Source organism: Streptomyces nidicola (assembly GCF_050106155.1).
Lineage (GTDB): Bacteria > Actinomycetota > Actinomycetes > Streptomycetales > Streptomycetaceae > Streptomyces.
Genome location: NZ_JBNBPI010000001.1, coordinates 4007158 through 4029823 on the forward strand (window position 1 = coordinate 4007158; position 22666 = coordinate 4029823).

General features: G+C 71.0%; 20 protein-coding genes. 5 read left to right on the forward strand and 15 right to left on the reverse strand.

Translation table 11 applies throughout. From position 1 onward, the window contains the following. The first annotated feature begins 63 nt into the window (after positions 1 to 63). From ACOKM3_RS18135 to ACOKM3_RS18145, 3 genes are all read left to right on the forward strand, one after another. Complete coding sequence (locus ACOKM3_RS18135; protein ID WP_426901736.1) at positions 64 to 867, forward strand: helix-turn-helix domain-containing protein; 804 nt, start codon at positions 64 to 66, stop codon at positions 865 to 867. Continuing rightward, complete coding sequence (locus tag ACOKM3_RS18140; protein WP_426901737.1) at positions 864 to 1049, forward strand: DUF397 domain-containing protein; 186 nt, start codon at positions 864 to 866, stop codon at positions 1047 to 1049. The genes ACOKM3_RS18135 and ACOKM3_RS18140 overlap by 4 nt, the downstream gene beginning before the upstream one ends. 230 nt (positions 1050 to 1279) lie before the next feature. Then, positions 1280 to 2062 (forward strand): hypothetical protein, encoded by a 783-nt coding sequence (locus tag ACOKM3_RS18145; protein ID WP_426901739.1) that lies wholly within the window; start codon positions 1280 to 1282, stop codon positions 2060 to 2062. 7 nt (positions 2063 to 2069) lie between these two features. Here ACOKM3_RS18145 and ACOKM3_RS18150 read toward each other — a convergent pair whose 3' ends face one another. The 12 genes from ACOKM3_RS18150 to ACOKM3_RS18205 form a co-directional block, all read right to left on the reverse strand. Beyond that, on the reverse strand, positions 2070 to 3038 hold the full coding sequence (locus tag ACOKM3_RS18150; protein WP_426901741.1) for an ABC transporter substrate-binding protein: 969 nt from the start codon (positions 3036 to 3038) through the stop codon (positions 2070 to 2072). 1 nt (position 3039) lies between these two features. Next, the gene (locus tag ACOKM3_RS18155; RefSeq protein WP_426901743.1) at positions 3040 to 5007 is read right to left on the reverse strand and encodes an ABC transporter permease; all 1968 of its coding nucleotides are present in this window, start codon (positions 5005 to 5007) and stop codon (positions 3040 to 3042) included. Then, the gene (locus tag ACOKM3_RS18160) at positions 5007 to 6362 is read right to left on the reverse strand and encodes a quaternary amine ABC transporter ATP-binding protein (protein ID WP_426906822.1); all 1356 of its coding nucleotides are present in this window, start codon (positions 6360 to 6362) and stop codon (positions 5007 to 5009) included. The genes ACOKM3_RS18155 and ACOKM3_RS18160 overlap by 1 nt, the downstream gene beginning before the upstream one ends. Positions 6363 to 6373: 11 nt before the next feature. After that, a complete protein-coding gene (locus ACOKM3_RS18165; protein WP_426901744.1) occupies positions 6374 to 7915 on the reverse strand; it encodes a GMC family oxidoreductase in 1542 nt (513 codons plus the stop codon). 123 nt (positions 7916 to 8038) lie between these two features. Then, positions 8039 to 9541: an aldehyde dehydrogenase family protein gene (locus ACOKM3_RS18170; protein WP_426901746.1), complete on the reverse strand. Its 1503-nt coding sequence runs from the start codon at positions 9539 to 9541 to the stop codon at positions 8039 to 8041. Between the two features lie 223 nt (positions 9542 to 9764). Further along, positions 9765 to 10586: a hypothetical protein gene (locus ACOKM3_RS18175; protein ID WP_426901748.1), complete on the reverse strand. Its 822-nt coding sequence runs from the start codon at positions 10584 to 10586 to the stop codon at positions 9765 to 9767. Continuing rightward, on the reverse strand, positions 10583 to 10948 hold the full coding sequence (locus tag ACOKM3_RS18180) for a hypothetical protein (RefSeq protein WP_426901749.1): 366 nt from the start codon (positions 10946 to 10948) through the stop codon (positions 10583 to 10585). Before ACOKM3_RS18180 ends, ACOKM3_RS18175 begins: the two co-directional genes overlap by 4 nt. Then, positions 10935 to 12692, reverse strand: coding sequence for a hypothetical protein (locus tag ACOKM3_RS18185; RefSeq protein ID WP_426901751.1), 1758 nt, complete (start codon positions 12690 to 12692; stop codon positions 10935 to 10937). The genes ACOKM3_RS18180 and ACOKM3_RS18185 overlap by 14 nt, the downstream gene beginning before the upstream one ends. A gap of 220 nt (positions 12693 to 12912) precedes the next feature. Continuing rightward, a complete protein-coding gene (locus tag ACOKM3_RS18190) occupies positions 12913 to 13905 on the reverse strand; it encodes a malate dehydrogenase (RefSeq protein WP_426901753.1) in 993 nt (330 codons plus the stop codon). 274 nt (positions 13906 to 14179) lie between these two features. Further along, a complete protein-coding gene (locus ACOKM3_RS18195; protein WP_426901755.1) occupies positions 14180 to 15205 on the reverse strand; it encodes a helix-turn-helix domain-containing protein in 1026 nt (341 codons plus the stop codon). Positions 15206 to 15492: 287 nt separating this feature from the next. Further along, positions 15493 to 15915, reverse strand: coding sequence for a DUF3017 domain-containing protein (locus tag ACOKM3_RS18200; RefSeq protein ID WP_426901757.1), 423 nt, complete (start codon positions 15913 to 15915; stop codon positions 15493 to 15495). 19 nt (positions 15916 to 15934) lie between these two features. Continuing rightward, on the reverse strand, positions 15935 to 16798 hold the full coding sequence (locus tag ACOKM3_RS18205) for a bifunctional methylenetetrahydrofolate dehydrogenase/methenyltetrahydrofolate cyclohydrolase (RefSeq protein WP_426901758.1): 864 nt from the start codon (positions 16796 to 16798) through the stop codon (positions 15935 to 15937). Positions 16799 to 17013: 215 nt separating this feature from the next. On the opposite strand from ACOKM3_RS18205, the gene ACOKM3_RS18210 reads away from it, so the two are divergent. Beyond that, positions 17014 to 17763 (forward strand): RDD family protein, encoded by a 750-nt coding sequence (locus tag ACOKM3_RS18210; protein WP_426901759.1) that lies wholly within the window; start codon positions 17014 to 17016, stop codon positions 17761 to 17763. Between the two features lie 79 nt (positions 17764 to 17842). Here ACOKM3_RS18210 and purH read toward each other — a convergent pair whose 3' ends face one another. Both purH and purN read right to left on the reverse strand, forming a co-directional pair. Further along, positions 17843 to 19426, reverse strand: a complete 1584-nt coding sequence (purH, locus tag ACOKM3_RS18215; RefSeq protein ID WP_426901760.1) for a bifunctional phosphoribosylaminoimidazolecarboxamide formyltransferase/IMP cyclohydrolase — start codon at positions 19424 to 19426, stop codon at positions 17843 to 17845. Continuing rightward, complete coding sequence (purN, locus tag ACOKM3_RS18220) at positions 19423 to 20097, reverse strand: phosphoribosylglycinamide formyltransferase (RefSeq protein ID WP_426901761.1); 675 nt, start codon at positions 20095 to 20097, stop codon at positions 19423 to 19425. Before purN ends, purH begins: the two co-directional genes overlap by 4 nt. Positions 20098 to 20335: 238 nt before the next feature. On the opposite strand from purN, the gene ACOKM3_RS18225 reads away from it, so the two are divergent. Next, positions 20336 to 21121 (forward strand): hypothetical protein, encoded by a 786-nt coding sequence (locus tag ACOKM3_RS18225; RefSeq protein ID WP_426901762.1) that lies wholly within the window; start codon positions 20336 to 20338, stop codon positions 21119 to 21121. 60 nt (positions 21122 to 21181) lie between these two features. On the opposite strand, the gene ACOKM3_RS18230 is transcribed toward ACOKM3_RS18225, so the two are convergent. Further along, positions 21182 to 22549 (reverse strand): cell division protein PerM, encoded by a 1368-nt coding sequence (locus ACOKM3_RS18230; RefSeq protein WP_426901764.1) that lies wholly within the window; start codon positions 22547 to 22549, stop codon positions 21182 to 21184. Positions 22550 to 22666 lie beyond the last annotated feature (117 nt).

A 22666-nucleotide genomic window follows, 5' to 3' on the forward strand; every position in this document is an offset into this window, starting at 1 on the left:
TAACGACCCGGGTACAACGGGTAGTTGTACCCGACGTGTTCTCTGGTGAAGGTGTGGGTGCCGATGTCCACCGAGTCGAACGCGTGGCGGTACTGCGGCAGCCAGATCAAGCTGTGGCGCACCGAGGCGGGCGTGGCGCGTGAGGCGCTGGCCGAGGAGGCAGGGTACGGCCTCGAGTACGTGAAGTCCATGGAGAACGGGCGCCGTAAGCCGACTCTGCGGCTGCTTCAGATCGCTGATCAACTGTGCGGCGCGGGCGGGAAGATCGTCGCCGCGCAGGAGTATCTGAAGCCGGAGGCGCACCCCGAGCGGTCGCAGGAGTTCCTCGCGCTGGAGAAGGACGCGATCGCCTTCAGCTCGTACGAGCCGCTGCTCATCCCTGGGCTGCTACAGACCCCGGATTACGCACACGCCCTGATCAGCGCGAGCTGCCCACCGCTCGACGACGAGACCGTCGAGGAACGAGTGGCCGGACGCCTCAAGCGGCAGCAGGCGTTGACCACGCGTACGGGCGTCATGTTCAGCTTCGTGATGTTCGAGGCAGCGCTGCGGACGTTGACGGGTGGGCCCGACGTGATGGAGCGGCAGGCTCAACACCTACTGAACGTGGGCGAGTTGCGTAACGTGCGCGTTCAAGTGCTGCCCTTCGGGAGGGCCAACGGTGTCGCCCTGCGTGGCGCCGTCGTGCTTCTGGAGACGGCCGACCACGAGCACTACGCGTACGTGGAAGCGCCGGAAACCAGCACCCTGTACGCCGATCCGAGCAAGGTCAGTGCCCTCTCCCGGGCCCATGACATGATCCGAATGCATGCCCTCAGCCCCGAGGATTCGGCCGAGTTCATCAGAAAGGTGGCGCAGGAAGCGTGAACGCCAACCTGACGTGGATCAAGTCCAGTTACAGCGACGATCAGGGTGGAAACTGCCTAGAGGTCGCCGCCACCCCCACCCACATCCACATCCGTGACTCGAAGCTCGGCCCCCAAGGGCCCACGTTCACCACCGCCGCGTCCGCCTGGGACGCCTTCCTGGCGCACGCCCGGACCGCCTGAGCTTCGAGCCGCGAAACCCGAGCGGCGCTTATAGGGAATGGGTGGATGGGTCTCGACCCACCCTCCCTCCCCGCCCTCAACTCCCGCCACTGCCAGCACACATGACTTTCCGCGACCGGCTTGCCACGCACCGTCGCCACCCTCTAGCGTTCGCGACAACAAACGACCCCGGTCGAGTGCTGCGAACACTCGCCCCGGGGTCTGACCGCAAGACCGATAGAGGCGATCCCGTGGCTACGCAAAACCCTATCTCCGCCCTGCCCTCCCCCGCACACCCCATGGCCAACCCCGGGTACGGGAAACGCGGCGCCCCCGATCAAGGGCCCCTGCGGCGCGACTCCTTCGCGCATCTCCCCCTACGCGCCCGCTACCTCGCCGGGTTCATCGACGCGCTCCCCGAGCACGCCGCCATGGACGCGAAGACGCTCGCGAAGGCCCAGCCCCTGTACGGGCAGGCGGCCGTCCGCTCCGCGCTCAACGAGCTGTCCGCCGCCGGGCATCTGCGGCGCGTACGGCGGCTGTCCGATATCGGTGCCGAGGGCGGTACGACCCGGTGGGTGTTCCACACGTACTGGTCGCGCACCGCACGGAGCGACGAATGGTGGGCCCGGTTTCTCGTCGGTGACGTCCCCGAGCCGGAGGCGGCCGGTATCCCGCAGGCTCCCGCCCGCTCCGATGCCTATCGGCGTCTCGCGCAACTGGGGCTGCGTGACCCCAGGTTGACGCTCTCCGCAACCGACTGCGCGACGCTCGAAGCGGCCGCCGCCGAGTGGCTGGCGCGCGAGCCCGACCCGCAGATTTTCACGCAGGCCATGACCGCGGGGCTGCCCGGCGTCGTCCACTCGGCGCGCGCGTTCGTCGCGTCCCGGCTGCGTGACAAGTTGCCGCCCGAGAGGGCCCGACACGCAGCGGCCCCGGCCCCCGCGCGCCGGGCACTCATGGAGTGCACCGACTGCGGGCGACCGGGGCGGCCCGAGGCACTGCCGGGCGGGCTGTGCCGGGAGTGCCGGTAGGCGTCGGCTACTTCTTCGGGAGCCATTCCTTCCACGTCGAGCGGTGGGTGTCGACCCACTTCTTCGCGGCTGCCTCCGGCGTGAGCTTCTTGTCGGCGATCAGGAGGGAGACCTCGTTCTGGTCGTCCGTCGTCCACTTGAAGTTCTTCAGGAGCTCGGCCGCCTCGCCGCCGTTCTTGGCGAAGCCCGAGTTGAGGTACTTCTGGAGCGGCGTCGTCGGGTAGGCGCAGGTGATCTTCTTCGGGTCGGCGTCGCAGCCCTCCTTGTACTTGGGCAGCTTCACCTCCGTCATCGGCACCTGCTTCGTGAGCCACTGCGGGGTGTACCAGTACGAGAGGAAGGGCTTCTTCGCCTTGGCGAACTGCTTCATCTGCGTGATCTGGGCGGCCTCGGAACCCGCGAAGACGACTTGGTAGTCGAGCTTCAGGTTCTTGACCAGGGCCTTGTCGTTCGTGACGTACGACGGGGAGCCGTCGAGGAGTTGGCCCTTGCCGCCGCTCTCCGCCGTCTTCAACTGGTCGGCGTACTTGTTGAGGTTCTTCCAGTTGGTGACGTCCGGGTGCTGCTTCGCGAAGTACGTCGGGACGAACCAGCCGATGTGTCCCGTGACGCCGAGGCCGCCACCGTTCACGATCGTCTTCTTGTCCTTGACGTAGCGCTGCACCTGGTCGGGGTGGCCCCAGTCCTCCAGGATCGCGTCGACGCGGCCCTGGCTGAGGGCGTCCCACGCGGGGACCTCGTCGACCTGCACGGTGTCGACGCGGTAGCCGAGTTCGTGCTCCAGGAGGTACTGGGCGACCGCCACGTTGGCCTGCGCGCCGACCCAGGACTGGACCGAGAGGGTCACCGTCTTGGCGCCCTGCGCGTTGGCGAAGGGGGACGACTGCTTCGTCATGTCCGCCGCGCCGCAGCCGGTCGCCGTGAGGAGGATGGCCGCTCCCGCGACTGCTGTGAGTGTCCTGCGCGTTCGTCGCATGTCACGCGTCCTTTCCTGCGCCGGTACGGCGTCCCGTCGGCTGCGTCACCCGGTCCAGCATCAGGCCGAGGCAGACGATCGCGGCGCCCGCGACCAGGCCGGTGGCCAAGTCACCTTGCGCGAGGCCGAAGACCACGTCGTAGCCGAGTGCGCCACCGCCGACCAGGCCGCCGATGATGACGACGGCGAGGACCAGGACCACGCCCTGGTTGACCGCGAGCAGCAACGCCGGTCGCGCGAGCGGGAGTTGGACCTGGCGCAGCTGCTGCCACGTGGTCGCGCCCATCGAGCGGGACGCCTCCATCGCGGCCGGGTCCACCTGTCGTAGACCCTGCGTCGTGATGCGTACGACGGCGGGGAGCGCGTAGACGACGGCCGCGGCGACCGCCGGGGCGCGGCCGACGCCGAAGAGGGCGACGACCGGGATCAGGTACACGAACTGCGGCATCGTCTGGAAGACGTCCAGGACGGGGCGGAGGATCTTCTCGATACGTTCGCTGCGGGCGGCCCAGATGCCGATCGCGACGCCGAGGACCAGCGTGACCAGTACCGCCGCGATGACCTGCGAGAGCGTGTCGAGCGACGGCTTCCATACGCCGAGTGCGCCGATCGCGGCCATCGCGAGGACCGCGGTGAGCGCGGTGCGCCAGGTGCCGATCAGCCACGCGAGCGCGGCGACGATCAGCAGCACCGACCACCAGGGCAGCCAGGTGAGACCGTCGCGCACCGGGTTGAGGACCCCCGTGGTGAAGTGCGCGGCCCAGTCGGCGGTGCCGCCGATGTACGGGACGCCGGTGTAGAGGTGGTCCGTCATCCAGTCGACGGCGTCGTTGACGGGCGTCGCGATGGTGACGACCCACGAGTCGGGCCAGTCGAGGCGGTCCATGAAACGGGCCGCCAGCGCGACCACCACGGTGCCGAGCGCGACCACGCCCCACTTCCACGGGGCCGGGGCCGAGTCGTGCGCGCCCATCCGCGCCCCCGCCGCGGCCGTGACCCGGTCGAGGACGACGGCGAGCAGCACGATCGGGATGCCGGCCGCGAGCGCGGCGCCGACGTCGACCGAGGCGAGCGCCTGGTAGACGCGGTCACCGAGGCCGCCCGCGCCGATCACGGACGCGATGACGACCATGGAGAGCGCCATCATGATCGTCTGGTTGAGGCCGAGGAGGAGTTCCTTGCGGGCCAGCGGCAGGCGCGCGCTCAGCAGGCGCTGGCGGGCCGTGGCGCCGAGCGAGGTGACGGCCTCCATCACGCCGCCGTCCACGGAGCGCAGGCCGAGCGCGGTGAGGCGGGCCATCGGCGGGGCGGCGTAGACGACCGTGGCGAGCACGGCGGCCGGGACGCCCATGCCGAAGACGAGGACGACCGGGAGCAGATACGCGTACGCGGGCAGCGCCTGCATGGTGTCGAGGACCGGGCGCAGGCCCCGGTACATGGTGTCGCTCAGGCCCGCGGCGAGGCCGAGCAGGGCGCCGACGATCACCGAGATGAGCACGGCGATCACCATGAGCGCGAGCGTCTGCATGGTGGGCACCCACATACCGAGGACACCGCATGCCAGGAGCGCGATCGCGCTGAAGGCGGCGATGCGCCAGCCGGCGACGCGCCAGGCGATCAACCCGACCGCGGCGGTGACGCCGGCCCAGCCGGCCGCGAGCAGCACCAGGTAGACGGCGCGCACGGAGAGGACGACGGCGTTGCTGATGTAGCCGAAGAAGTACAGGAACAGCGGGTGGCTGTCCCGGTTGTCGATGATCCAGTCCGTGGCCTTGCCGAGCGGTTCGGTGAGGTCGACGGTGAGGTCGTGCGGCCAGGTGCCGCTGGACCACTTGGCGTGGGCCAGCGGGATGAGGACCGCGGCGATGACAGCGAGCAGGACGATCTTGCCCAGGGCGCGGTTGCGCCACAGGGGGCGAGGCCGCTCAGCGGTACTTGTGGCCGAAACAGCCGTTGCGGCAGCAGCCATCAGTCGGCCTCCGTGCCGTCGGTCTTCCGGTCACCCGTGGCCGAGGCCTCCTCATCGGCGCCCTGCGCCGTGGGCCGCCTTGCCCACCCTGCCGCCCCAGGCGGCAGATTGCCCAAGGCGGGGTCGGCGTCGTCGCTGACATCGCCCTGCGCCGGGCTCGCCTCATCAAGCTCTTCCGCAGGCAAATCAAGCCCCTGCGGCGATTGAGCCGAATCAAGCCCCGCCGGCGATTGAGGCGCGGGGTCCGGGGCAGAGCCCCGCGGCGTGGGAGCGGCTCCCGAGTCGGCACTCACACCGGCAACCACTCCGAGCAGGCACTCATGGTCGACGACGCCGACACACTCACCCGCCTCGACCACCCGCACCGCGAACCCGCTGGAAGCAACCGCCTCGATCGCCTCCGACACCGTCGCGTCCGCCGCGATCGAAGGACCTCGGTCGGCCTCGTCCGCATCCGCGGGCCGCATGGCCCTGCGTACGGTCATGACCTGCTCGCGCGGCACGTCGCGCACGAACTCGCGGACGTAGTCGTCCGCGGGCGCGCCCACGATCTCCTCGGGCGTGCCGAGCTGGACGACCTTGCCGTCGCGCATCAGGGCGATGCGGTCACCGAGGCGCAGCGCCTCCTGGAGGTCGTGCGTGATGAAGACCATCGTGCGCCCCTCCTCGCGGTGCAGGCGCACGACCTCCTCCTGCATGTCGCGCCGGATCAGCGGGTCGAGCGCGCTGAACGGCTCGTCGAAGAGGAGGACTTCCGGATCCACTGCCAGCGCGCGCGCCAACCCCACCCGCTGCTGCTGGCCGCCGGAGAGCTGGCCGGGGCGGCGCTGCTCCAGGCCGTCGAGGCCGACCTTCGCGACGACCTCCATCGCCTTCGCGCGGCGCTCGGCGCGGCCCACGCCCTGGATCTCCAGGCCGTACGCGACGTTGTCGAGGACCGTGCGGTGCGGCAGGAGGCCGAAGTGCTGGAACACCATGGCCGCGCGGTGCCGGCGCAGCTCGCGCAGGCGGGACTTGTCCATGCCCAGGACGTCCTCGCCGTCGATCTCCAGCTTCCCGGACGTCGGCTCGATGAGCCTGGTCAGACAGCGTACGAGGGTCGACTTGCCGGAGCCCGACAGGCCCATGACAACGAAGACCTCGCCCCGCTTCACGTCGAACGACACATCACGAACGGCAGCCGTGCAGCCGGTCTTCGCCCGCAGTTCGGCGGCGCTCAGATCCGCCAACTCGGTCTGGCCAGGCACGCGTTCGGCCTTCGGCCCGAAGACCTTCCACAGATTGCGTACGGCGAACACGGACTCGGACCCGGAATCGGTCCGCTCACCGGCGCCCGCGGAGGAAGCGGAGGACATGGTCGCGCTCATCACGCATCACCACCCAGCAGTTCGGCGCACTTCTCCCCGACCATGAGCACCCCGATCATCGGGTTCACCGCGGGCATCGTCGGGAAGACGGACGCGTCGGCGATACGGATGGAATTCAGCCCGCGGACCTTCAACTGGGGGTCTACCACGGCGAGTTCGTCGTCCGCAGCACCGATGCGGCAAGTTCCCGCGGGGTGGTAGACGGTGTGCGCGACCTTGCGCGCGTACTCGCTGAGCGCCTCGTCGTCCGTGATGTCGGGACCGGGGCAGACCTCGCGCTTGAGCCAGCCGGCCAGCGGCTCGGTCTTGGCGATCTCGCGGGCGATCTTGATGCCGTCAACGAGGGTCTTGCCGTCGTAGTCGTCCTCGTCCGTGAAGTAACGGAAGTCGAGGGCGGGCTTGACCTCGGGGTCCGCGCTGGTCAGGTAGACACGGCCGCGGCTCTTCGGCTTGGGGATGTTCGGCGTCATGGACACCCCGTGCTCCGGCTGCTCGTAGCCGAGGCGCTCCGGGTTGTCCGTGAACGGGATTTGGTAGAAGTGGAACATCAGGTCCGGGCCCGCGGCCTCGGGGTCCCGCTGGATGAACAGGCCCGCGTCGGAGTCCATGGCGCTGTTCTCGGGAATCGGCCCGTTCGTCTCCCAGACGATGACCGACTCCGGGTGGTCGAGCAGGTTCTCGCCCACGCCCGGCAGGTCGTGCAGGACCGGGATGCCGAGGGCCTCCAGGTCGGCCTTCGGGCCGATGCCGGAGTGCATCAGCAGGCGCGGCGTGTCGACGGCGCCGGCGCACACGAGGACCTCGGTGCGCGCGGATATGAGCTTCTCCACGCCGTCCTTGCCGCGCACGCGCACGCCGCGCGCGGTCAGCCCCTCGTCCGAGGAGTCGAACTCCAGCTTGTACGCCCACGTCTCAAGGAGGAGCGTCAGGTTGGGGCGGTCACCGGCCTCCATGTGCGGGTGCAGGTACGCCACCGACGCGGAGGACCGCTTGTTGTTGTCGGGGTGGTACGCCAGGTCGAAGAAGCCGACGCCGTCCTTGAACGGGCCCTTGTTGAAGCCCTCGACGCGCGGCACGCCCGTCGCGGACTGCGCGGCCTCGACGAAGTCGCTCGCGATCGCGTTCCGGTCCTTGGCGTCCACCGGCACGATGTTGTTGCGCAGCTTGGAGAAGTACGGGTCCATCGCCTTGTGGTCCCAGCCCTCGGCACCCGCGGCCGCCCACTCGTCCCAGTCGCCGGGCAGCGGCTTGAACGAGATGAGCGTGTTGTGCGACGAGCAGCCGCCCAGCACCTTGGCGCGGCTGTGCAGGATGTGCGAGTTGCCGCGCGGCTGCTCGGTGGTGGTGTAGCCGTAGTCGAGGTCGCCGCCGAGCAGGCCGAGCCAGCGGCGCAGCGTCAGCACGTCGTCGCGGTCGATGTCGCTGGGGCCGCCCTCGATGACGGCGACGGTGACATCCGGGTTCTCGGTGAGTCGGGAGGCGATCACCGATCCCGCGGTGCCGCCACCGACGATGACGTAGTCGTAGGTGTCTTCAGACATTGCTCTGCTCAACTCCAAGAAATCCAGCCCCGCCGGCGATTGAGGCGCGGGGTCCGGGGCAGCGCCCCGAGACGTTGCACGAGGCCTACGTATACGGGCGCGATGCCCAAGGAAACGACGACGTCAGCCCGCGAACCAGCGAACAGGCTTCGGCGCCAGGTTCTGGTACACGTGCTTGCTCTCGCGGTACTCGGCGAGCCCGGCGGGGCCCAGCTCGCGGCCGACGCCGCTCTTCCCGAAGCCGCCCCACTCGGCCTGCGGCAGGTAGGGGTGGAAGTCGTTGATCCAGATGGTGCCGTGGCGCATCCGCCCTGCCATGCGGCGCGCGCGGCCCGCGTCGGTGGTCCACACGCCGCCCGCGAGGCCGTACTCGGTGTCGTTGGCGAGCTCGACGGCCTCGTCCTCGGTGCGGAACGTCTCGACGGTGAGGATCGGCCCGAAGGTCTCCTCGCGGACGACGCGCATCTCGCGGTGGCACTGGTCGAGGACGGTCGGCTCGTAGAAGTAGCCGGTGGCGGGCCGCACCTCGGAGGCCTCGGGGCGCTTGCCGCCGCAGCGCAGCACGGCGCCCTCGGCGAGCGCGGAGGCGACGTAGTCCTCGGTCTTGGCGCGCTGGGGCTCGCTGACGAGCGGGCCGCACTCGACGCCGTCCTCGGTGCCGCGGCCGAGGCGGATCTTCTCGGCGCGGCGGGTGAGTTCGGCGACGAAGCGCTCGCGCACCGACTCCTCGATGATGAGGCGGGCGCCGGCGGAGCAGACCTGGCCGCTGTGGATGAAGGCGGCGTTGAGCGCCTGGTCGACGGCGGTGTCGAAGTCCTCGTCGCTCTCGCACGCGTCGGCGAAGACGACGTTCGGGTTCTTGCCGCCGAGCTCGAGGGCGACCTTCTTGACGCCGGCCGCGGCGGCCTGGGCCACCTTGGTGCCGCTGACCAGGCCGCCGGTGAAGGAGACGAGGTCGACGTCGGGGTGGTCGGCGAAGCGGGCGCCGACGGTGGCGCCGGGGCCGGTCACGATGTTGGCGACGCCCTGCGGCAGCCCGGCCTCGATCAGTAGCTCGACGAGCACGACCGTCGTCAGCGGAGTGATCTCGCTCGGCTTGATGACGAAGGTGTTGCCCGCGGCGAGCGCCGGGGCGATCTTCCAACTCGCCTGGAGGAGCGGGTAGTTCCAGGGCGTGATCATGGAGCAGACGCCGACGGGCTCGTGCACGACGACGCTGTGGATGTCGTCGGATCCGGCGTCGACGACGCGGCCCGCACCCTCACCGATGACGAGGTCGGCGAAGTAGCGGAAGGCGTCGGCGACGCAGTCGACGTCGACGCGGCCCTCCTCGACGGTCTTGCCCGCGTCCCGGCTCTCCAGGAGGCCGATCTTCTCCCGGTCCCGTACGAGGAGGTCGGCGACGCGGCGCAGCAGCGCGGCGCGCTCGGCGACGGGCGTCGTCGGCCAGGGGCCCTCGTCGAAGGCCTTGCGGGCGGCGGCGATCGCGGCGTCCGCGTCCTCGGTGCCGCCCTCGGCGATCACGGCGAACGGCTTGGCATCCGCAGGGTCGAGGATCTCGCGCGTGGCCCCTGCTGCGGCCCCGCGCCACTCTCCGTCGACATGAATGGTGTTCTGCACTGACACGACCTGCTTCGCCTTCCGTTCCGGGAATGTCCCCCGAGCACCGCAAACGCCCTTTCGGCGATCTCTCCGGTGACGTCGGAACCCCCTGCCCCGACGCGTTCGAAGCATGCCCGTACGGTGGCGAAAGTGCGCTGTGTCACGACACTACGCGAGCACGGGCCGCGACGCTCCGTGAGAGCAAGGGCGGCCGCCCGTGTGAGAGCAGGGCCGGCCGCCCGTGTCCTCACCCCTGCGCGAACCGCGACAGCGCGGTGGCGAGCCGGTCCCGCTGCCCGGGCCACTCGGTCTCCGGGCCCGCGACGAGGACCGCGTACTGGGTGCCGTCCTGCGTGGTGAACGAGAAGTCGACCACCTTCCTGCGGGCGCCCAGCTTCTCGCTGTCGTACGAGTAGACGAGCTCGGCCGCGTCGTCGGTGACCTCTTCCGAAGCCCCCTCGGGCGCCGATGTCTCCTCCAGTGAGGACTGCTCGTACCCGTCCTTCGAAAGACTCGTCGAGAGACTGTCGGCCGCGACCCGCAGCGACTCGAGCGGTGTGGTGTCCGGCTCCGTGATGGTGAAGATCTGGATGAGCGAGGACTCGTCGGGGGACGTGTAGAACACGCCCTGCTTGCTCTCGCTGCGGTCCCAGCCCTCGGGCACCGCGAGCGTGAAGCCCGCGTCGTCCGACACCTCCCGGTAGTCGGCCGGCAGCTCACCGGTCGGCGAGGGAGTGGGGGTGGGCGTGGGAGTGGGCTCCGGGCCGGAGCTGGTGGGCGCCGCGGACGTCCCGGTCGGCTTCGGATCGGGCACCGGGTCGTCCCCGCGGCCGAGCAGCACCACCGTCGTCGCGACGGCGGCGCCGAGGACGGCCGCGCCCAGCACGACGACGGCGAAGCGCCGGGTCCTGCCGGACGGCGACGGGGGCGGTTCCTGCGGCTCGGGACCCGGCCAGGGGGTCGGCGGGGCGAAGTCCGGGCGCGGCGGGGGCGGCGACGACACGGACCCGGGGCCCGTACCCGCCTCCTCCCAGCGCTGGGTCTCCTCGTTCCAGTGGCGTCCGCTCATCTCAGGTTCCCCAGCATGGCCGCCACCGTGCCGGCCGACGCGAGCAGCGAGACGACCGCCTGCGAGTCGCCGAGCAGCGCGCGCAGCCGCTCGATCCGGGTCGCCGGGGCGCGGCCGGTCCGGGTGATCTCGCCCTCCGTCTCGGCGAGTTCGGCGTCGAGGGTGCGCAGCTGTCCGTCGTCGTCCCGGAGCCGGGGCAGGTCGGCGCGGAGCGCGCGCACCGCCTCGAGCAGCTCCCGCATGGCCTCGTCCTGCTGCGGCGCGGTGTTCGTGTGGCTCTCCGCGCGGGCGTGGCTGCCGATGGCGAAGGTGCTGCCGTGGACGTCACCGATGCTGACCGAGGGCTCCTCATTCGCTGCCATGGTCACCGGCCCCCTTCTCGTTCCGCGCGGTGCCGTCGGCCGTTCCCGACGTCGCGCTGGCGTGCGAACCGACGGCGAAGGTCGAGTCCTCGACCCGGTCGATGTTCACGCCGCCACTGCTGATGTTCACGATCTTCTGGACGAACTCGCCCGTCTGGTAACCGGATTCGGCGAGCGCGTGGAGCACTCCGTTGGCGATGCGGTCCTGGATCGACTTGAGGTAGCGCTCGACGTCCATCTGCTGAAACTGCGAGCCGGGTCCCTCCGAACCGAGCTCGCGCACCGACACGGCGGGGCCGTCCGGCAGCGCGCTCCCGTACCCGCCGGTGAGCACCCGCCAGCCGTAGCCGGCCCAGCGGCCGACGGTGACGAGGGAGCGCACGGGCGAGCCCGCCACCCTCGCGAAGGCCCAGGCGGCCTTGCCGAGCGGGTTGTTGTGGCGGAACTGGTGGGCGGTGCGGTCCGCGTTCTGGAACGGCTCCCGCACCGGGGCGAGGACGTGCGGCGCGATCTCCAGCATCAGCATCCGGCCCTGGGTGTGGACGCGGACGAAGACGGTGACGACCAGCTCCTCCTCCCAGCCGCCGACCCGGATCCGCAGGAAGTGCCGGCGCTTCTCCGCGCCCTCCTCGACGGACCGGGCCCGGTGCTCCTCGAAGGCCTCCTCCCGGTACGGGGCGTCCTCCCGGTGCGCGAGGCCCTCGGCGGGCAGGAAGACGCACTCGTCGATCTCCAGCCGGCGCAGCCGGTCGCGCACGGTGGTGCCCGCGAACTCGGCGGGCAGCCGCAGCTGTTCGAGCAGTGGCCGGATCTGCTCCAGGATCTTCCGGTTGTTGAGCGGCTGCTGCTTCTTCATCCGGTCGGGCCGCAGCTCTACGGCGAGGGTCCAGGTGTCGACCGGTTCGCCGGCCCCGCAGAACGGGCGGACGGCGTGGTACATGATCAGCGGTGCGTGCTGCTCGACCCTGATCCGCCGCTTCACGCGCTGGAAGCGGGCCCCCTCGGCGCTCTCCGCCGGGTCGGCGGTCGCGTCCCCGAACCGCGCCTCGGACAGTTCGGCCCCGAGCGCGCGTGCGAACTGGCTGCGCTGGGCGCCCACGCACGCGGCGATCAGGACGAGCAGCAGCATCGTGAGCCAGCCGTGCAGGGCGTCACCGGAGGCAGAGCCCTCGGGAACCATCCAGCTCAGGACGTCGGGCAGGACCTCGCGCAGGCCCGAACGGACCTCGTAGGAGAAGCCCTCGTAGTCGTTCTCGTCGCTGGTGACCATGGCCACGGTGGCGAGCAGCAGCATGATCAGCAGGCCCCGGCCCCACCAGCGCACGTACCAGGCGGCCACCCGGCGGTAGATCGGCGGCCGCTGCTGTGGCCCGCGGATCCAGACGCCGAGCGCGAGCAGCGCGGACGGCAGCAGGAACACGAGGATCCAGTAGTCGGTCAGCGGCAGGCCCACGACCCACAGGCCGAGCACGGCCCAGGACCAGGCCACCTCGATGCGGCGGGCGCGTAACGCGTGCGCGAGGACGCGCGCCGCGTCGAAGCCGAGCGAGGGGGCCGCGATGCGCTGCTCGTGCAGATGCAGCTGTTCGATGACCCGGTCCCGGTAGCCCTGGTCGAGATAGGCGCCGGCGCAGAGCAGCCGGGTGGCCTCGCTGGCGTGCGGCGGTTTCGCCGGCGGGGGTGGCCCCACCGCCCCGGCCTCAGCTCCGGATGACGACTGCTGCGGTACATAGGCGGTGCTCACACCACTCCCCCGATGCCATCGATGATGACTGTTCGAACTGCCCGTGTGCGTGCGGCAGTTGATGAAGGAGAAGCATAAGACGTCACGGTGACATGCAGAACTGGATACTCCGCATGACGTGTGGTGGGACGTGGTGGGACCACGGAAAAGCGGTTGCCCCTCGGACGGGAAGTCCGAGGGGCAACCGCCGCGACCGCGCGGGTCACATGAACGTCATGGCTCAGATGAGGCCCAGGCCGCGCACGGCCTCGCGCTCGTCCACCAGCTCCTGCACGGACGCGTCGATGCGCGTACGCGAGAACTCGTTGATCTCCAGGCCCTGGACGATCTCGTACTTGCCGTCCTTCGTGGTGACGGGGAAGGACGAGATGATGCCCTCCGGCACGCCGTACGAGCCGTCCGACGGGATACCCATGGAGGTCCAGTCGCCCTCGGCCGTGCCGTTGACCCACGTGTGGACGTGGTCGATCGCGGCGTTGGCGGCGGAGGCGGCGGAGGACGCGCCACGGGCCTCGATGATCGCGGCACCGCGCTTGGCGACGGTCGGGATGAAGTCCTCGGCCAGCCACTTCTCGTCGTTGCCGATGGCCTCGATGGCGGGCTTGCCGGCGACCGTGGCCTGGAAGATGTCCGGGTACTGGGTGGCCGAGTGGTTGCCCCAGATGGTCAGGCGCTGGATGTCGGCGACCGTGGCGCCCGACTTCTTCGCGAGCTGGGTCAGCGCGCGGTTGTGGTCGAGGCGGGTCATCGCGGTGAAGCGCTCGGCCGGTACGTCCGGGGCGGCGGCCTGGGCGATCAGCGCATTGGTGTTCGCCGGGTTGCCGACGACGAGGATCTTGACGTCGTCCGCGGCGTGGTCGTTGATGGCCTTGCCCTGCGGCTTGAAGATGCCGCCGTTGGCCTCGAGGAGGTCACCGCGCTCCATGCCCTTCGTACGCGGGCGGGCGCCGACGAGGAGGCCGACGTTGGCGCCGTCGAAGGCGACGTTCGGGTCGTCGGTGATCTCGATGCCCTGAAGCAGCGGGAAGGCGCAGTCGTCGAGCTCCATGGCGGTGCCCTCGGCGGCCTTGAGCGCCGGGGTGATCTCCAGGAGACGCAGCTTGACCGGCACGTCCGCGCCGAGCAGCTGGCCGGAGGCGATGCGGAAGAGCAGTGCGTAGCCGATCTGGCCGGCGGCGCCGGTGACGGTGACGTTCACGGGAGTGCGGGTCATGGCGTTCTCCGTAGGACAGCAGGTCATTTGATCGATCTCTTGGTATCAAGAGATCCGTTCGTCAGGCTATCGCGCCCCGCCCGAAGGGGAACCACAGGTCCATGTGGATCGCCCCACAGCGGCCCTCCCGTGCCATGGTCCGAACACAAGGACGGCCGCCGAGCCCGGGAGAGAAAGGCTCGAACGGCCGCCGTGGGGGTGCTCCTGCGCCATCCCGTGGGGGTAGTGCTGCGCCTTCCCCGAAGTGGCGCACCCATGCCCCGTCCCCGCGGAGCTACTTGGTGCAGCCCTTCTGCCCGCTCGCGAGCGTCGCGCACGCCTTGACGTCGGAGGCCGCGTCCACGGCCATCATCGGCGTGTACGCGTCCGTGTCCGCGGCGCTGACCGTGCCCTTCTTCGAGGACGCGGTGCCCTTCTCCAGCTGTACGACATCCCCCGGCGCCGCGCCCTGGATCCGGCCCCACGCCGCCTTGCAGGTCTTGCTGTAGCGGACCTGGACGGTGACGGAGCCGACGACGGCCGTCGTCGAGTTCAGCGCGTGGACACCGCCGCAGTTCATGGCCTCCGGGTCCTTGCCGCCGCAGCCCGCGCCCACGCACTTGACGCCCTCGGGCAGCTGGGTCGCGCTCGCGCTCGGCGAGGGCGACTTCTTGGCCTCGGGATCGCCCTCGTTCCCCTTGAGCACGAAGAAACCGACGGCGATGATCAGGACGGCGCCCAGGGCCCCGGCCCCGAACATCAGCAGCCGGCGCCGGCCGCTCCCGCCGCCGCCCGGCACCGCGCCCCGCGGGGGTTCCTGCGGCGGCAGCACGGGAGCGGGGCCGAACTGGTCCACGCTCGGCGCCGTCGCCTGCGGCGGCACGGTCGGGCGCCGCACCTCGGCCGGCCCGGCCGGTTCGGCCTGCTTGGCGGGCTTGGCGGGCTTGGCCGGTTTGGTCTGCGTGGCCTGCGCGGGCCCCCCGAACTCGCCCAGCGCGGCCCGCGCCTGGGATATCCGGATGGCTTCCATGGTCATGTCGTGGCGCATCTCGGAACGGCTCCACGCGCGCTCCGCGAGCTCCCACATCGTCGTCAGATGGACGGGATTGGTGCCGGTCACCTCGGCGAGCGCGACGATGGCGCCCTTGGGTGCGAGCAGCCGCCCGTTCAGGTACCGCTCCCACGAGGTCTTGCTGTACCCGGTCCGGTCCGCGAGCGCGGCGATCCCCAGGCCGCTGCGGTCCACAAGTCGGCGCAGCTGTCCGGCGAACTCCCTGACCTGTGGGTCGAGTTCATCCGGAAGCGCCTTCCAACGAGGCATATCGCCCTTCCCCCTATTCCCCCCGCGAGCCCTGATCCCCCGCGCCGCGCGTCGCGCTTCGGCCCCCACTGGCTACCCATTGGGATGCGGGAAACCAGGATGTCAGTTCCCGGTCCGGGGGCGTATGGGGTCATTCGACAGCGTGCACCGGCCCTTGCGTGCGGAAAACCCAGAGAACGTGCCGGAGATCACCACAAAAGGAGGCGGGGCCTCCAAGATGGAGGCCCCGCCTGTCACTTGGGGTTGTCGGTGGCTCACCGACGGCTCATGGACGGCTCGCCGACGGCTCAGCGCACCGTGAAGTGCAGGGTGTCCTGAAGAAACGGAATCGTCAGCCACGGCTCGGGCTGCGCCATCATCGCGAGCAGCACGATGACGATGCCGAGACCCGCGCACGTGATCATGTCGGTGAAGCGCGAGCGCACGGCCAGCATCCCGACGTCCGGCAGCAGCCAGCGCAGCACGGCCCCGCCGATCAGCGCGACGCCCACCAGGATCGTGCCGACGCGGAACAGGCCGAAGGCGGTCAGCAGCAGCCCGATCGCGGTCACCGAGAGGACGGCGATCAGCGGCCACTGGCGGGCCGGCGCCGGCGCGTCCCCGCCCGCGGCCCGGCCGCCGCCCTCCGGACGCGCGGTGTCGCGCGTGATCCGGGGGAAGCGCCGGCTGCCGGGCTTCTTCGAGTCCTCGGCGGCACCCTCGGCGCCCATCGCCATGCTCCCGGCCGCCTCAGCCGACACCGTTCGCGTCCCGTTCGGCGGCCTCCACCACGTTCACGAGGAGCTGGGCGCGGGTCATCGGGCCCACGCCGCCCGGGTTCGGCGAGATCCAGCCGGCGACCTCGGTGACGCCGGGGTGCACATCGCCGACGATCTTGCCGTTCTCGTCGCGCGAGACCCCGACGTCGAGCACGGCGGCGCCCGGCTTGATGTCCTCGGGCTTGATCAGGTGCGGCACGCCCGCGGCGGCCACGACGATGTCGGCCCGCTTGAGGTGCGCGGACAGGTCACGGGTGCCGGTGTGGCACTGCGTCACCGTGGCGTTCTCGGACTTGCGGGTGAGCAGCAGGGGCATCGGGCGGCCGATGGTGACGCCACGGCCGACGACGACGACCTCGGCGCCCTTGATCTCCACGCCGTGCTTCCTGAGCAGCGTGATGATGCCGTACGGGGTGCAGGGCAGCGGCGCCGGCTCGTTGAGGACGAGGCGGCCGAGGTTCATGGGGTGCAGGCCGTCGGCGTCCTTGTCCGGGTCCATCAGTTCGAGGACGCGGTTCTCGTCGATGCCCTTGGGCAGCGGCAGCTGGACGATGTAGCCGGTGCAGGCCGGGTCCTCGTTGAGCTCGCGGACGACGGCCTCGATCTCCTCCTGCGTGGCCGTCGCGGGCAGCTCGCGCTGGATCGACGCGATGCCGACCTGCGCGCAGTCACGGTGCTTCCCCGCGACGTACTTCTGGCTTCCGGGGTCCTCCCCTACGAGGATCGTGCCGAGCCCCGGCGTGACCCCCTTCTCCTTCAGCGCCGCCACGCGGGCGGTCAGATCGGACTTGATCGCGGCTGCGGTGGCCTTGCCATCGAGAATCTGGGCGGTCATGCCGCCATTCTTTCAGGGCGGCCGGGATTCACCCAAGTTGCACTTGCACAACAGCCTGCGGGGTCCACTGGACAGAAGGGTGTCCGGTTTACGAGCATGATCCGCGCAGTGCCGCGGATCAGCGGCAGGGGGGACTGCCGCTCGGGCAACCGCTAGGCCGTGGTGATCCTCCGCAGATCCGCTCCGTCCCCATCCGCTCACCGGAGGATCCCGCCATGAGTTTCGGCGACCCGAACAACCCCTACGGCCAGCAGCCGCAGCAGCCCCCACAGGGCAGCCCCTACGGCCAGCAGCCGCCGCAGCCCGCCGGCTACCCCCAGCAGGCCCCGCAGGGCGTCCCGCCGCAGGGCTACGGCTATCCGCAGCAGCAGCCCGCGCAGCCCTACGGGTACCCCCAGCAGCAGCCGGGGCAGCCGTACGGCGCGTACCCGCAGGGTCCCGGCGGCCCGGGTGGCTACTTCCCGCAGTCGGGGCCCGGCGCGCCCGCCTCGATGGGCCGCCGCTTCGGCGGGCGCCTCATCGACGGTGTGCTGATCGGGATCATCAACGGCATCCTGTCCTTCGTGGGCATCGTGGGCTCCATGTCCTCGGTCAAGGACTGTGACCCGTACGCGTCGGACTACTCGTCCTGCGTTAACGACGCCTCGTCGAGCATCCTGGCCTCGACCTTCGCGGTCGTCGGCGTCCTGTACCTCATCATGTTCCTCTACGAGTGGCTGATGATCGCCACCGTCGGCGCCACGCTCGGCAAGATGGCCGTCGGTATCCGCGTCGTCAACGCCGAGAACGGTGGCAAGCCGGGCTTCGGCAGTGCGCTCGTGCGCATTCTGATCCCCATCGCCGGCGTGATCGCCTGCGGTATCGGCCAGCTCCTCGTCTTCCTCTCCCCGTTCTGGGACAAGTCGGGCCGCCTTCAGGGCTGGCACGACAAGGCCGCGAAGACCGCCGTCGTCACGAACTCCTGACGCCGCACCTCGCTCCCGTACGACGACGAAGGGCCCGCCGGTCGAAACCGGCGGGCCCTTCGTCGTGCGATGCGGTGGATCAGTGGAAGAAGTGCCGCGTGCCGGTGAAGTACATCGTCACGCCCGCCTTCTTCGCGGCCTCGACGACCAGCTCGTCGCGGACCGAACCGCCCGGCTGGACCACGGCCTTGATGCCCGCGGCGGTCAGGATCTCCAGGCCGTCCGGGAACGGGAAGAACGCGTCGGAGGCGGCGTACGCGCCGCGCGCCCGCTCCTCGCCGGCCCGCTCGACGGCGAGCTTCGCGGAGTCGACGCGGTTGACCTGGCCCATGCCGACGCCGACGGAGGCGCCGTCCTTGGCGAGCAGGATCGCGTTGGACTTGACCGCGCGGCAGGCCTTCCAGGCGAACGCCAGCTCGTCCAACTCGCCCTGGGACAGGGCGTCGCCGGTCGCGAGCGTCCAGGTCGCCGGGTTGTCGCCGTCGGCCTGGAGGCGGTCCGTGACCTGGAGGAGCGCGCCGCCGTCGATCTGCTTCGTCTCGACCTTCGCGGCCGGGCCGTTCGGGGCGCGCAGCACGCGGATGTTCTTCTTCTTGGTGAGGGCTTCGAGGGCGCCGTCCTCGTAGTCGGGCGCGACGATGACCTCGGTGAAGATGTCGGCGACCTGCTCCGCCATCTCCTTGGTGACCGGGCGGTTCACGGCGATGACGCCGCCGAACGCCGACAGCGGGTCACAGGCGTGCGCCTTGCGGTGGGCCGTGGCCACATCCGAGGCGACGGCGATGCCGCACGGGTTCGCGTGCTTGATGATCGCGACGCAGGGGTCCTCGTGGTCGTACGCGGCACGGCGCGCTGCGTCCGTGTCCGTGAAGTTGTTGTACGACATCTCCTTGCCGTGCAGCTGCTCGGCCTCGGCGAGGCCGCCCGTGCCGTCGACGTAGAGGGCCGCGCCCTGGTGCGGGTTCTCGCCGTAGCGGAGCACGTTCTTGCGCTCGTACGTGGCGCCGATGAAGTCCGGGAAGCCGCTGTCGTCGGCGGCGGCGTAGTCGTCGGCGAACCAGCTCGCCACGGCCACGTCGTACGACGCCGTGTGCTGGAACGCCTCGGCGGCGAGGCGCTTGCGGGCGGCGAGGTCGAAGCCGCCGTCCTTGACGGCCGCGAGGACACCCGCGTACCGCTCCGGGCTCGTGACGATGGCGACCGACGGGTGGTTCTTGGCGGCGGCGCGGACCATCGAGGGGCCGCCGATGTCGATCTGCTCGACGCACTCGTCGGGGCTCGCGCCGGAGGCGACGGTCTCCTTGAACGGGTACAGGTTCACGACCACCAGGTCGAACGGCTCGACGCCCAGGTCCTTCAGCTGCTTCTGGTGGTCCTCCAGGCGCAGGTCGGCCAGGATGCCGGCGTGCACCTTCGGGTGCAGCGTCTTCACGCGGCCGTCGAGACACTCGGGGAACCCGGTGAGCTCCTCGACCTTGGTGACCGGCACCCCGGCGCCGGCGATCCTCCCGGCGGTGGAGCCGGTGGAGACCAGCTCGACACCCGCCTCGTGGAGCCCGCGCGCGAGCTCTTCCAGACCGGTCTTGTCATAGACGCTGACGAGCGCCCGGCGGATGGGTCGCTTGTTGCTTCCGGCGGTTCCGGCGCTGTTTTCCGCGGTCACGGGGTGACTACCTTTCGTCCCTCAATGCTGAAGCCGTTACGGGCGAGCCGCCCCACGACATCGACGAGCAGCGTGCGCTCGACTTCCTTGATGCGCTCGTGCAGAGCGCTTTCGTCGTCCTCGTCCCGGATCTCGACCACGCCCTGGGCGATGATCGGGCCGGTGTCGACGCCGTCGTCGACGAAGTGGACAGTGCATCCGGTGACCTTGGCGCCGTACGCGAGCGCGTCCCGCACACCGTGCGCACCGGGAAAACTGGGCAGCAGGGCCGGGTGCGTGTTCACGAACCGCCCGCCGAAGTGGGCCAGGAACTCCTTGCCCACGATCTTCATGAACCCCGCGGAGACCACCAGGTCCGGCTCGTACGCGGCGGTGGCCTCGGCCAGCGCGCGGTCCCACTCCTCGCGGGTGGCGTGATCCTTCACGCGGCACACGAACGTGGGCAGACCCGCGCGCTCGGCGCGCTCCAGGCCGACGATGCCCGTCCGGTCGGCGCCGACGGCCACGATCTCGGCGCCGTACGCATCGGTACCCTGCGCCGCGATCGCGTCGAGGAGTGCCTGCAGATTCGTTCCTGATCCGGAGACCAGCACGACGAGGCGCTTGGCCTTGGCCACGACGGGGCCCTTTCTAGGGGAGCTACGTTGCGCGGTCGGCCCCTGCGGCGGCATCTTTTGTGCGTTCGCATGAACGCTTCGCCTTCCCCGATACGGGGAACCCTACGAAGCGGCCGACCGGCAGCAACGATACCGGCACGGCCGACGGCCCCCACGGGACGGGGGCCGGGGCTACAGGTAGCGTCGGCGGAACGGAACGCTGAGCGGCCATCGGACGTTGACGTGAAGAACGCCACGCCGGGCCGCGCCAGCGGCCCCCGTGACCGACGACCTAGGGGAAGACGCACATCTGATGCCGGACCGAAGCCTTCGCCTCACGCTGCCCACCGGCGCCGTCCTGCCGCGCGAAGGCCGACCCACGCCGCCGTCGCCGCCGTCCAAGGAATCGGACGACTCCAGGGACAGCAATCCGTTCGCGCCGCCGGCCGATGACGCGCCCGACAGGCCGTGGCAGCCGCGCCACCCGGAGGGCTCGGACTCCGACTCTGGCTCTGGATCCGGACAGGGCGGGGGGAACTCGCCCTGGGGCGGCCAGTGGAGCGACCGCCAGCCGGGCCGCGCCCAGGGCGGCCGCTTCGGCGACCGTCCGGGCAACGGCGGGAACGGCGGCCCCGAGGGGCAGAACGGCGGGCAGGGCCCCGGCCCCGGCGGCATGCGCTGGGACCCGACGGACCCGGCCCAGCGCCGCGCGCGCTACGCGCTGCTCTCCGGCATGTGGGGCTTCTTCTTCGCCCTGTTCAGCTGGCCGTACGTGGCGTTGCTGCTCGGCGTGCTCGCCCTGTACTGGGGCGTCAGCGCGCTGCGCATGAAGTCGCCCCGCCCGGCGGACCCGGACACCCCGGTCGCCGCGACGCCACGCCCCGCGGCTTCCGAGGCGACGCGCCCGCAGACGACGGCGGCGATCAGTGGCCTGGTCACGGGGGCGCTCGCGCTGGCGATGGTGGCGTCGCTGTTCACGGCGAAGATGGTCTACAGCGACTACTACGAGTGCCGTACGGATGCGTTGACCAACGCGGCGAAGAAGTCCTGCGAGGACCTTCTGCCGAAGGAACTGAGGCCGTTGCTCGGCGAGCGCTGAACCGGGGTTGCGGCCACGGGGCTCTGCCCCGGACCCCGCTCCTCAATCGCCGGAGGGGCTTCAGGGGCGCGGGTCCTCGTCGAAGAAGTCGTAGAGGGCGAAGGAGTCGTCCTTCGCCCGCTCCGTCTCCGTCGCCGTCACCGACACCTTCTCGGGCTCCCGGTCCTGCGCCTGCCGCTCCGGCTCCTCGTCAACCGTGGCCGCCCGCGTCCCCCGCTCCCGCCACCACCACACCGCCGACCCCACCGGCACCCCCACCACGCACACCCAACCCGCCGCCACCGCCCCGGTCACCCATCCCACCGGCCCGAACTCCGCGAGCGCCGACCGGCCGAGGGCCCCACCGGCAGCCCCGGCCAAGCACCCCATCGCCACCCCGCACAGCGCCCCCGCCACGGCCACGCCGCCCGCGATCCGCCGCCACGACCACCCCGCCCCGGCCGCCACGACGAACCACGCCACGACCACTCCCGCCACCACGGGCACCGCCCCCACGGCCCACGTGAGCGGCGAGCCGTCCCCGGCCTTCGGCACCGCCACGAGCAGCGGGAACGCGGGCAGCATCCCGGCCCCGGCGCTCCCGAGCGGCCCCACGGTGTGCCCGACCCCGAGCACGACCCCGGGACCGAGCGCGTACGCCGACCCCCAGATCGCGGCGTTCGGCACGAGCCCCGCGCACAGCAGCAGCACCGCGAGCCGCCCCGACCAGGCCCCCGTGAGGTGCAGGAACGACTCCCGCACCGCCTCCCCGTGCCACACGAGCATCCCGGCCACCAGCAGCGCCCCGCCCGCGACCAGTGCGAGCACCCCGGCCACCGCCGCCCGCACGGCGACCGGCACCACCTCTCGTACGAACCCCTCCGGGAGCCGTCCCGCCAGCGGCGCGGGCAGCGGGCCGTACGGCCGCCCGTGCGCCGTCCACACCCCGAACCCCGACGCGGCCACCGCGAGCACGACCAGATGCGCCACGCAGCTCACCCACGAGGGGCGCAGCTCACCGCCCGCGCAGTAGTACGTCGCCGCGGCCGCCACCGAGAGATAGCCGACCGCCACACCGGCCCAGACGCCCGCCACGGACTCGGACTCCTCCGCCGCGTCCCGCGCCGCCCGGTGCACCAGCCACGCCGGCACCGCGAGCAGCAGCAGAGGGCTGACGCCCAGCGGGGCGGGCACCCCGGACAGGGTGTCCGTCCTGATCACTTCGGCGCCGTGCGCCAGGAGCCACAGCGCCGCGGCGGTGTGCAGCGCGCCGCTGGGCCCGCTGTCGGGGAACGGCGAACTGATCCACAGCACCATCACGAGCACGGCGCACGCGCCGAGCCCGAGCCCCGCGGCGAGGGCCCCGCGCAGCGCACCCGCGACGGGGCCCGGGGCCCGTTCCCGCAGCCGGGTCAGGAGCAGGGGCAACGACAGTCCAAGGCCGGTCATTTGGGTCACCGGACCATGCTCCCAACGACACGCCCTTACCTCGCGCAACAGGCGAAGCCCGGATGTGTCGCACAAGATACGTTTATGTTCTTTTTCGCACGAAAGGGTGTGTGGAGT

Coding starts and splice junctions, on each gene's coding strand:
- ACOKM3_RS18135 (WP_426901736.1), top strand. CDS start 64: ATGTCCACCGAGTCGAACGCGTGGCGGTACTGCGGCAGCCAGATCAAG.
- ACOKM3_RS18150 (WP_426901741.1), bottom strand. CDS start 3,038: ATGCGACGAACGCGCAGGACACTCACAGCAGTCGCGGGAGCGGCCATC.
- ACOKM3_RS18155 (WP_426901743.1), bottom strand. CDS start 5,007: ATGGCTGCTGCCGCAACGGCTGTTTCGGCCACAAGTACCGCTGAGCGG.
- ACOKM3_RS18160 (WP_426906822.1), bottom strand. CDS start 6,362: ATGTCCTCCGCTTCCTCCGCGGGCGCCGGTGAGCGGACCGATTCCGGG.
- ACOKM3_RS18165 (WP_426901744.1), bottom strand. CDS start 7,915: ATGTCTGAAGACACCTACGACTACGTCATCGTCGGTGGCGGCACCGCG.
- ACOKM3_RS18175 (WP_426901748.1), bottom strand. CDS start 10,586: ATGAGCGGACGCCACTGGAACGAGGAGACCCAGCGCTGGGAGGAGGCG.
- ACOKM3_RS18180 (WP_426901749.1), bottom strand. CDS start 10,948: ATGGCAGCGAATGAGGAGCCCTCGGTCAGCATCGGTGACGTCCACGGC.
- ACOKM3_RS18190 (WP_426901753.1), bottom strand. CDS start 13,905: ATGACCCGCACTCCCGTGAACGTCACCGTCACCGGCGCCGCCGGCCAG.
- ACOKM3_RS18195 (WP_426901755.1), bottom strand. CDS start 15,205: ATGCCTCGTTGGAAGGCGCTTCCGGATGAACTCGACCCACAGGTCAGG.
- ACOKM3_RS18200 (WP_426901757.1), bottom strand. CDS start 15,915: ATGGGCGCCGAGGGTGCCGCCGAGGACTCGAAGAAGCCCGGCAGCCGG.
- ACOKM3_RS18205 (WP_426901758.1), bottom strand. CDS start 16,798: ATGACCGCCCAGATTCTCGATGGCAAGGCCACCGCAGCCGCGATCAAG.
- ACOKM3_RS18210 (WP_426901759.1), top strand. CDS start 17,014: ATGAGTTTCGGCGACCCGAACAACCCCTACGGCCAGCAGCCGCAGCAG.
- purN (WP_426901761.1), bottom strand. CDS start 20,097: ATGCCGCCGCAGGGGCCGACCGCGCAACGTAGCTCCCCTAGAAAGGGC.
- ACOKM3_RS18225 (WP_426901762.1), top strand. CDS start 20,336: ATGCCGGACCGAAGCCTTCGCCTCACGCTGCCCACCGGCGCCGTCCTG.
- ACOKM3_RS18230 (WP_426901764.1), bottom strand. CDS start 22,549: ATGACCGGCCTTGGACTGTCGTTGCCCCTGCTCCTGACCCGGCTGCGG.